Genomic DNA, 7920 nt, shown 5'->3' on the forward strand with positions numbered 1-7920 from the left:
CTGCGGGAATGCCGTCTTCTTTCAGGCGGCTCACGACATCACCCTCGATTTCTGTTGCCGCGCCACCGCGCGCAGCGCCTCGCGCTGGCGCGTCAGGTGCGTGCGCATGGCCGCGTCCGCGCCCTCGCTGTCGCGCGCCTTGAGCGCCGCGAACACCGCCAGGTGCTCCGACAGGCTCTGCTCGAGCCGGCCCGGCGCATGCAGCTGCTGAAGCCGCGCCAGCTTGAGAATTTTGCGCAGATCGCCAATCACCTGCGCCAGCCACTTGTTATCGGCCAGCTGGATGATGGCCTCGTGGATCTGGTGGTTGGTGGCGTAGTAGTCGTTGATGCGCTTGGCCTTGGCGTGGCGCACCAGCCGTTCGTGCAGCACGTCGAGCTCGCTGAGTTCCGCATCGCTGGCGTTGCGCGCCGCCTCGTAGGCGCAGCGGCCTTCGAGCAGCGCGATGACGGGAAATATCTCGTCCAGATCGCGCTCCGTCACCTCGCGCACGAAGCAGCCGCGCCGCGGCTCGTGGCGCAGCAGGCCTTCGGCCGTGAGCACTTTGAGCGCCTCGCGCAAGGGCGTGCGCGAGATCGACAGCCGCTCGCACAGCGCGGCCTCGTCCAGGAAGCTGCCCGGCACCAGCGCGCCCGCGAAGATCTGCTCGCGCAGCGTGGCGGCGACTTCGTCGTGCAGGGAGTTGGGGACCAGGCGCATGGCGGTTGGAGGAAATCCGGCTCGCGTAATTTTCTGTAATTACGCGTAATTGTGAGGCGCGCCCGAAGGAGCCGCAAGGCCGCGCATCCCCTGCGCGGCCCGTGCTTACCCTGAGGACGCGATGCTCAGGCGCTCGCCGGCTGGCGGCGCTGCGCGGCCCAGATCCACAGGCCGATGCCGAAGATCACCATCGGCACGCTGAGCCACTGCCCCTGGCTCAGGTTCAGCGCGCGCAGGCCCAGGAAATCGTCGGGCTCGCGGAAATACTCGGCGATGAAGCGCAGCACGCCGTAGCCGATCAGGAACACCGCGGCCACCTGCCCCTGCTTGCGTTCCTTGCGGGCGTACAGCCACATGATGGCAAACAGCAGAAGCCCCTCGAGCAGGAACTGGTACACCTGCGAGGGATGGCGCGGCAGCATCGAGCCGCTCTGCGGAAACACCATGCCCCAGGGCAGGTCGGGGCTGCTGAAGCGGCCCCAGAGCTCGCCGTTGATGAAGTTGCCGACGCGCCCCGCCGCCAGGCCCGTGGGCACGCAGGGCGAGACGAAATCCATCACCTGCCAGAACGGCCGCGCGCGCGAATGCGCGAACCAGATCATCGCGCCGATCACGCCCAGCAGGCCGCCATGGAAGCTCATGCCGCCCTGCCACACGTAGAGGATCTCGAGCGGATGCGAGAGATAGAACTCGGGCTTGTAGAACAGGCAATAGCCGAGCCGCCCGCCCACGATCACGCCCATCACGCCCAGGAAGAGGATGTCCTCGATGTCCTTGCGCTGCCAGGCGCCCTGCCCGACCAGCGAGCGGTACGGTTCGTGGTGCAGCCGGCGGGTGCCGAGAAAATAGAACAGCGCGAACGCGGCCAGGTAGGTCAGGCCGTACCAGTGGATGGCCACGGGCCCGAGTTGCAGGGCGACAGGATTGATCTGCGGATACATGAGCATCCGCGGATTGTGCCCGGCCCGAATGTCGCGGCCGGCACGGGGGCGTTCAGGGCGATGTCAGTGCCCGAAACCCCGCCGAGCAGCCGGCCCCGAGCGCGATCCGGCTGGATCAGCGCGTGGTGTAGCCACCGTTGGCAAAGATGGTCTGGCCGGTGATCCACCAGCCTTCGGTGACCAGGAAGCGGACGATGGGCGCGATGTCCTCGATGTCGGTGAGGCCCTTCTTCGAGAACTTGCTGAGCGCCGCCGCACTGCTGTGGTACTCGACGGCTTCCTTGCTTTCCTGGCCGTAGAAGAACGGCGTGTCCATCGGTCCGGGGCCGATCGCGTTGACCGAGATGCCGCGCTCGCCGAACTCCTTGGAAGCCGCGCGCGTGTAGTGCTCCACCGCCGCCTTCGAGGCCGGATAGATCGCGTAGAACGGCGTGTAGGCCGCCAGCAGCGAGCTCACCAGCGACACGATGCTGCCGCCGTCGGCCAGCGTGCGGCCGGCCTGCTGGATGAAGAAGAACGCGGCCTTGGCGTTGGCGTCGAAGCTCTTGTCGTAGTCGGCTTCGGTGACATCGAGGATCGGCTTCTTGATCACCACGCCCGCGGTGTTGATGGCGATGTCGACCTGCCCGAAGTGCTTGACGGCCTGGTCGAACAGCCGGACGTTGTTCTCCACCACGGCAAGGTCGCCCTGCACCAGCAGCGTGCCGGCGCCCTTGGCCTCGAGCTCGGCGGCGGTCTTCTCGGCCTCCTTGCGCGAGGCATCGCTGTTGTAGTGGATGGCGATGCCGCGGGCGCCGCCATCGACCAGTTGATGGCCGATGAGCGCGCCGAGGTTCTTGCCGCCGCCGGCGATGACGGCGACCTTGTTCTGGAGAGTGCGTGCGGACATGGAATGGCCTCCTGCTGAAGAGCGTTGATGTGAATCGGGAAGCTTCAGTCTATTGATGGCAAGTTCCGGAATAAATCAACAATCGGGCGCTAGACTGTTCGCAGAACCACGAACAATTCGACTGGCACGCATGGACCGCATCGACCTTCTCAAGGTGTTCCTGCGCGTGGCCGAAACCGGCAGCTTCACGCGTGCGGCCGATCGGCTCGCGCTGCCGCGCGCCACCATTTCCACGGCGGTGCAGCAGCTCGAGGCGAAGCTGGGCTCGCGCCTGCTGCACCGGACCACGCGGCGCGTCGGCCTCACGCCCGACGGCGAGGTGCTGCTGGAACGCGCCCGCACGCTCGTGGCCGACATGGAAGACATCGAGCAGCAGTTCCTGCCCTCGCGCAGCCAGGTGAGCGGACGGCTCAAGGTCGATGTGCCGAGCCGCATCGCGCGGCGGCTCATCGCGCCGGCGCTGCCGGATTTCTTCGAGCGCTACCCGGCGATCGAGCTCGAGCTCGGCTCCAGCGACCGTGCGGTGGACCTGGTGCTCGAAGGTGTCGATTGCGCGCTGCGCGTGGGTCCGTTGGCGAGCAGCAGCCTGGTCGCGCGGCCGCTCGGGCATTTCACGCTGATCAATTGCGCGAGCCCGGCCTACCTGGCGCGCCATGGCACGCCGCGCACGCCGGCGGACCTGCCGGAGCACATCGCGGTCAACTACGCCTCGCCGACCAGCGGCCGCGCGGCGCCCTGGGAGTGGCAGCGCGACGGCGAGACCGCGACACTGCGCATGCGCAGCCAGGTCAGCGCAAACAACGCCGAGACCTACATCGCCTGCGCGCTGGCAGGCCTCGGGCTGATCCAGATCCCGGCCTACGACGTGCGCGAACACCTCGCGGCCGGCGAGCTGGCCGAGGTGCTGCCCGAAGCACGCGCCCAACCGCTGCCGGTGCACCTGGTCTATCCGCACCGGCGCAATCTCTCGCGCCGCATGCAAGCCTTCGCGGGCTGGCTCGAGACGCTGCTCGCCGCCTCGCTCGATACGCCCGCAGCACCGCGGCCGGCCGGCCCACGAACGCCGCGCAGGTAGGCGGCCCTACGTTGCCCGCCCCGTGCGCTCGCGCACGAATTCCACGAAGCGCGCGAGCGCCGGATGCGCGGCCTGCGCGGGCCACACGAGGCTGGTTTCGCAGGCTGGCAGCGCCACGCGGCGCCGGCCCGTGCCCTTGAACTCGCCGGCCTGCCGATAGACCACCCCGGCGCGCCGGAACTGCATCACGCTGTGCGGCACCCAGGCCACGCCGATGCCGCCGGAGACGAGGTTGACGATGGTCTGCATCTGGATCGCCTCCTGCGCCACCTGCGGCGTGCGCCCCGCCGCGTGATAGAGGTCGAAGACCGCATCGTGCAGCGACGGCACGATGCGGCGCGGAAAGATCACGAGCGGCTCGGCCAGCGCCTCGGCCAGCGGCACGGGCCGCGCACGCGCGAGCCGGTGCTGCGACGGCAGCGCCAGCACCAGCGCCTCTTCCTCCACCGGCAGGCGCGCGAGCCCGGGCGGCGCGGCGCCCGGCGAATGCAGCATCAGGCCGGCGTCGATCTCGCCGCGCGCGAAGGCCTCGAGCTGCACGTCGCCCGTGGCTTCGACCAGCTCGAGCGCCACCTCCGGGCAGCGCACGCGGAACTCGCGCACCCAGGCCGGCAGCTGCTCGAAGCCGACAGTCGAGACAAAGGCGATGCGCACGCGCCCCACCTGCCCCGCCGCCGCCGCACGGGCCCGCGCCGGCAGCGCCTGGGCGCGCGCCAGCAGTTCGCGCACGTCGGGCAGCAGCGCCTCGCCGGCCGGCGTGAGCGCCACGCGCCGGCGCGTGCGGTCGAACAGCACCACGCCCAGCGTCTTCTCGAGCTGGGCAATGGCCTGCGTCACCGGCGGCTGGGTCATGTGCAGCCGCAGCGCGGCGCGGCCGAAGTGCAGTTCCTCGGCCACGGCCACGAACTGGCGCCAGGCGCGCAGGTCGATCAAGGCATCTTTCATATGCCAAGCATATCAATCGGCGCACAAAAATGGATTGGAATGAATCAATGAGAAGTCCGATACTTGGAATTCCCCTCGATCTCCCCACGACACAAGAGACACCATGGACACCAAGCCAATCCAGATCAACCGCCGCAGCGCCAACATCGTCGAAGGCAAGAGCCGCGCGCCCAACCGCTCGATGTTCTATGCCATGGGCTACGAAGAGGCCGACTTCAAGAAGCCGATGGTCGGCGTCGCCAACGGCCACAGCACCATCACGCCCTGCAACTCGGGCCTGCAGAAGCTGGCCGACGCGGCCATGGCGGGCATCGAGGAAGCCGGCGGCAACGCGCAGGTGTTCGGCACCCCCACCATCTCCGACGGCATGGCCATGGGCACCGAAGGCATGAAGTACTCGCTGGTGAGCCGCGAAGTGATCTCCGACTGCATCGAGACCTGCGTGGGCGGCCAGTGGATGGACGGCGTGCTGGTGGTCGGCGGCTGCGACAAGAACATGCCGGGCGGCCTCATGGGCATGCTGCGCGCCAACGTGCCGGCCATCTACGTCTACGGCGGCACCATCCTGCCGGGCCGCTACAAGGGACAGGACCTCAACATCGTGAGCGTGTTCGAGGCCGTGGGCCAGAACGCCGCCGGCAACATGAGCGACGAGGACCTGCACGAGATCGAGAAGCGCGCCATCCCCGGCACCGGCTCCTGCGGCGGCATGTACACGGCCAACACCATGTCCAGCGCGTTCGAGGCGCTGGGCATCTCGCTGCCCTACTCGTCCACCATGGCCAACCCGCACGACGAGAAGGCCAATTCGGCCAAGGAATCGGCCAAGGTGCTGATCGAGGCCATCAAGAAAGACATCAAGCCGCGCGACATCGTCACCAAGAAGGCCATCGAGAACGCGGTGGCGGTGATCATGGCCACCGGCGGCTCCACCAACGCGGTGCTGCACTTCCTGGCCATTGCGCATGCGGCCGGCGTCGAGTGGTCCATCGACGACTTCGAGCGCATGCGCAAGAAGGTGCCGGTGCTGTGCGACCTGAAGCCCTCGGGCAAGTACCTCGCGGTCGACCTGCACCAGGCCGGCGGCATCCCGCAGGTCATGAAGGTGCTGCTGAACGCGGGCCTGCTGCACGGCGACTGCATCACCATCACCGGCCAGACGATCGCCGAAGTGCTGAAGGACGTGCCCGACGTGCCGCGCGCCGACCAGGACGTGATCCGCCCGATCGACAAGCCGATGTACGAAGAAGGCCACCTGGCCATCCTCAAGGGCAACCTCTCGCCCGAAGGCGCGGTCGCCAAGATCACCGGCCTCAAGAACCCGGTCATCACCGGCCCGGCGCGCGTGTTCGACGACGAGCAGTCGGCGCTCAAGGCCATCCTGGACGGCAAGATCAAGGCCGGCGACGTGATGGTGCTGCGCTACCTCGGCCCCAAGGGCGGCCCGGGCATGCCCGAGATGCTGGCCCCCACGGGCGCGCTGATCGGCGCGGGCCTCGGCGAAAGCGTGGGCCTGATCACCGATGGCCGCTTCTCGGGCGGCACCTGGGGCATGGTGGTGGGCCACGTCGCGCCTGAAGCAGCCGCGGGCGGCACCATTGCGTTCGTGAACGAGGGCGACTCGATCACCATCGATGCGCACAAGCTGGTGCTCGAACTCAATGTGCCCGAAGCCGAGCTGGCCAAGCGCCGCGAAGGCTGGAAGCCGCCGGCGCCGCGCTACACGCGCGGCGTGCAGGCCAAGTTCGCGTTCAATGCCTCGAGCGCCAGCTCGGGCGCGGTGCTCGACAAGTTCTGAGGCCGGCCAGCGCCTGCCGGGTCAGCGCTTGGGGCGCTGGCCCTTGCTGCCGGGCAGGCCCATGTTGCTGCGCTGGCGGTCGATGCGCGCCTGCTTGCGCGCCTCTTCGCGCTCGACGACCTTGCGCTTGGTGTAGCCCGACGAGTCGGCCCATGCCCACCATGCCACGGCCATGGCAAAGGGCGACAGCACGATCCACCAGCTCCAGCCGGCCACCATGCCCACCTCGAAATACTTGAGGCCCACGCCGAGCAGGCCCAACAGCAGAAAAAGCATCGCGAATCCCTCCGGGTTTTTGTTGGCAACGCTTCCGGACGCCGGTGCACGGCGCTACCTACAATCGCGTTGCATCGAATGTAACCCAGCCATTACGAATCAAGCCCCATGAAAAGACTCCTGTCATTCGCGGTTCTCGGCCTCGGCCTGGCGGCGCCCGCCTTTGCCGACCTGGCGTTGGCGACGTCGAAGAACTGCATGAGCTGCCACGCGGTGGACCGCAAGGTGCTCGGCCCCGCCTTCAAGGACGTGGCCGCCAAGTACAAGGGCAACGCCGGTGCCGTCGACATGCTGGCGGCAAAGATCATCAAGGGCGGCTCGGGCGTGTGGGGGCCGTTGGCGATGCCGGCCAACACCCAGGTGAGCGAAGCCGACGCCAAGAAGCTCGCGGCCTGGGTGCTGCTGGCGCGCTGACGCGGCGGCTCGTCAGATCCGCGGATCGATGTCCGTGGGCAGCGGCTTGCGCTCGATGCGGTCCTCGAGCTGGCCGATGTGCGCGGCCACGGTGTTGTCGGACTGCTCCGAGCGCTGGCGGATCACGCTCTCGAGCTGCCCCAGCCGGGTCAGCAGCGCGGCATGCCGATCGGCGTTCTGCGCCATGTGCTTGGTTTCCTGCGCTTCGAGGAAATTGCGCAGCTCGGTGAAGCGCGAGGCCTCGGCCTTGTCGGCCAGGTCGCGCTGCACCTGCATTTCCCTGTTGTGGCGCTTGGCATCGAGCAGCACCGAACTGTGCAGGTACAGGACGTAGACCAGGAAGAACACGCCCAGGGCCACGGTCAGGCCCAGCATCATGAGGCCCAGCGGCGCCGACACGGTCATGAAGCCCAGCGACACCGGCACCGGTGCCGAGAGCGTGCCCCAGTTGAGCGCGGCGAGCGCCGCGATCAGCAGCAGGATGGCGAAAAGGAAAGCAGATCTCACGCCCATGGGGGCCTCCTTCGTAAAGATCGAACACAGTGAACCCGCCATGCACGTCGAGGTGCATGGCAACTGCGCCGGTTTTACCTCAGGCCGCGGGCCGCCATGGCCCCTGCTTCCCACTTACGGCCATGTCCTACAGATCGAATCAGTTGGTCTGTGACAACTGCTCCAGGATCGCCGGATTTTCCAGCGTCGAGATGTCCTGCGTGATGGCCTCGCCCTTGGCAATGCTGCGCAGCAGGCGCCGCATGATCTTGCCGCTGCGCGTCTTGGGCAGGTTCTCGCCGAAGCGGATGTCCTTGGGCTTGGCGATCGGGCCGATCTCCTTGGCCACCCAGGCGCGCAGTTCGTTGGCGATCTGCTTGGCCTCCTCGCC

The 7920-nt window shown here is 67.8% G+C and carries 10 protein-coding genes; 3 read left to right on the plus strand and 7 right to left on the minus strand.

The features are described 5' to 3' along the window. Positions 1 to 30: 30 nt before the first annotated feature. From AC1DMS_RS29965 to AC1DMS_RS29975, 3 genes are all read right to left on the minus strand, one after another. Positions 31 to 699, minus strand: coding sequence for a GntR family transcriptional regulator (locus AC1DMS_RS29965; RefSeq protein WP_012747644.1), 669 nt, complete (start codon positions 697 to 699; stop codon positions 31 to 33). A gap of 125 nt (positions 700 to 824) precedes the next feature. Next, positions 825 to 1646, minus strand: coding sequence for a prolipoprotein diacylglyceryl transferase (gene lgt / locus AC1DMS_RS29970; protein ID WP_041945511.1), 822 nt, complete (start codon positions 1644 to 1646; stop codon positions 825 to 827). Positions 1647 to 1755: 109 nt separating this feature from the next. Further along, positions 1756 to 2529 (minus strand): SDR family oxidoreductase, encoded by a 774-nt coding sequence (locus AC1DMS_RS29975; protein WP_012747642.1) that lies wholly within the window; start codon positions 2527 to 2529, stop codon positions 1756 to 1758. Positions 2530 to 2659: 130 nt separating this feature from the next. Between AC1DMS_RS29975 and AC1DMS_RS29980 the strand changes: the two genes are divergently transcribed. Further along, complete coding sequence (locus tag AC1DMS_RS29980) at positions 2660 to 3604, plus strand: LysR family transcriptional regulator (protein WP_012747641.1); 945 nt, start codon at positions 2660 to 2662, stop codon at positions 3602 to 3604. A 6-nt stretch (positions 3605 to 3610) separates the two neighbouring features. Here the strand turns inward: AC1DMS_RS29980 and AC1DMS_RS29985 are convergent, their stop codons facing one another. Then, positions 3611 to 4549, minus strand: coding sequence for a LysR family transcriptional regulator (locus tag AC1DMS_RS29985; RefSeq protein WP_012747640.1), 939 nt, complete (start codon positions 4547 to 4549; stop codon positions 3611 to 3613). Between the two features lie 103 nt (positions 4550 to 4652). Here AC1DMS_RS29985 and ilvD point away from each other — a divergent pair, with 103 nt between their 5' ends. Further along, positions 4653 to 6347 (plus strand): dihydroxy-acid dehydratase, encoded by a 1695-nt coding sequence (gene ilvD, locus AC1DMS_RS29990; RefSeq protein WP_012747639.1) that lies wholly within the window; start codon positions 4653 to 4655, stop codon positions 6345 to 6347. A 21-nt stretch (positions 6348 to 6368) separates the two neighbouring features. On the opposite strand, the gene AC1DMS_RS29995 is transcribed toward ilvD, so the two are convergent. Then, complete coding sequence (locus tag AC1DMS_RS29995) at positions 6369 to 6623, minus strand: TIGR04438 family Trp-rich protein (protein ID WP_012747638.1); 255 nt, start codon at positions 6621 to 6623, stop codon at positions 6369 to 6371. Between the two features lie 108 nt (positions 6624 to 6731). On the opposite strand from AC1DMS_RS29995, the gene AC1DMS_RS30000 reads away from it, so the two are divergent. Beyond that, positions 6732 to 7037, plus strand: coding sequence for a c-type cytochrome (locus AC1DMS_RS30000; protein ID WP_012747637.1), 306 nt, complete (start codon positions 6732 to 6734; stop codon positions 7035 to 7037). A gap of 12 nt (positions 7038 to 7049) precedes the next feature. Here AC1DMS_RS30000 and AC1DMS_RS30005 read toward each other — a convergent pair whose 3' ends face one another. Further along, positions 7050 to 7550 carry a hypothetical protein gene (locus AC1DMS_RS30005; RefSeq protein ID WP_012747636.1) on the minus strand — a complete coding sequence of 167 codons (501 nt, stop codon included), beginning with the start codon at positions 7548 to 7550 and terminating at the stop codon, positions 7050 to 7052. Positions 7551 to 7689: 139 nt separating this feature from the next. Further along, positions 7690 to 7920: AMP-binding enzyme (locus tag AC1DMS_RS30010; protein ID WP_478182084.1), on the minus strand; the 231-nt coding region annotated here is incomplete at its 5' end.

Source organism: Variovorax sp. 05T418, assembly GCF_056396385.1.

Bases quoted from the DNA above. Each gene is read 5' to 3' on its own strand.
- AC1DMS_RS29965 (WP_012747644.1), bottom strand. From the start codon at position 699: ATGCGCCTGGTCCCCAACTCCCTGCACGACGAAGTCGCCGCCACGCTG.
- lgt (WP_041945511.1), bottom strand. From the start codon at position 1,646: ATGCTCATGTATCCGCAGATCAATCCTGTCGCCCTGCAACTCGGGCCC.
- AC1DMS_RS29975 (WP_012747642.1), bottom strand. From the start codon at position 2,529: ATGTCCGCACGCACTCTCCAGAACAAGGTCGCCGTCATCGCCGGCGGC.
- AC1DMS_RS29980 (WP_012747641.1), top strand. From the start codon at position 2,660: ATGGACCGCATCGACCTTCTCAAGGTGTTCCTGCGCGTGGCCGAAACC.
- AC1DMS_RS29985 (WP_012747640.1), bottom strand. From the start codon at position 4,549: ATGAAAGATGCCTTGATCGACCTGCGCGCCTGGCGCCAGTTCGTGGCC.
- ilvD (WP_012747639.1), top strand. From the start codon at position 4,653: ATGGACACCAAGCCAATCCAGATCAACCGCCGCAGCGCCAACATCGTC.
- AC1DMS_RS29995 (WP_012747638.1), bottom strand. From the start codon at position 6,623: ATGCTTTTTCTGCTGTTGGGCCTGCTCGGCGTGGGCCTCAAGTATTTC.
- AC1DMS_RS30000 (WP_012747637.1), top strand. From the start codon at position 6,732: ATGAAAAGACTCCTGTCATTCGCGGTTCTCGGCCTCGGCCTGGCGGCG.
- AC1DMS_RS30005 (WP_012747636.1), bottom strand. From the start codon at position 7,550: ATGGGCGTGAGATCTGCTTTCCTTTTCGCCATCCTGCTGCTGATCGCG.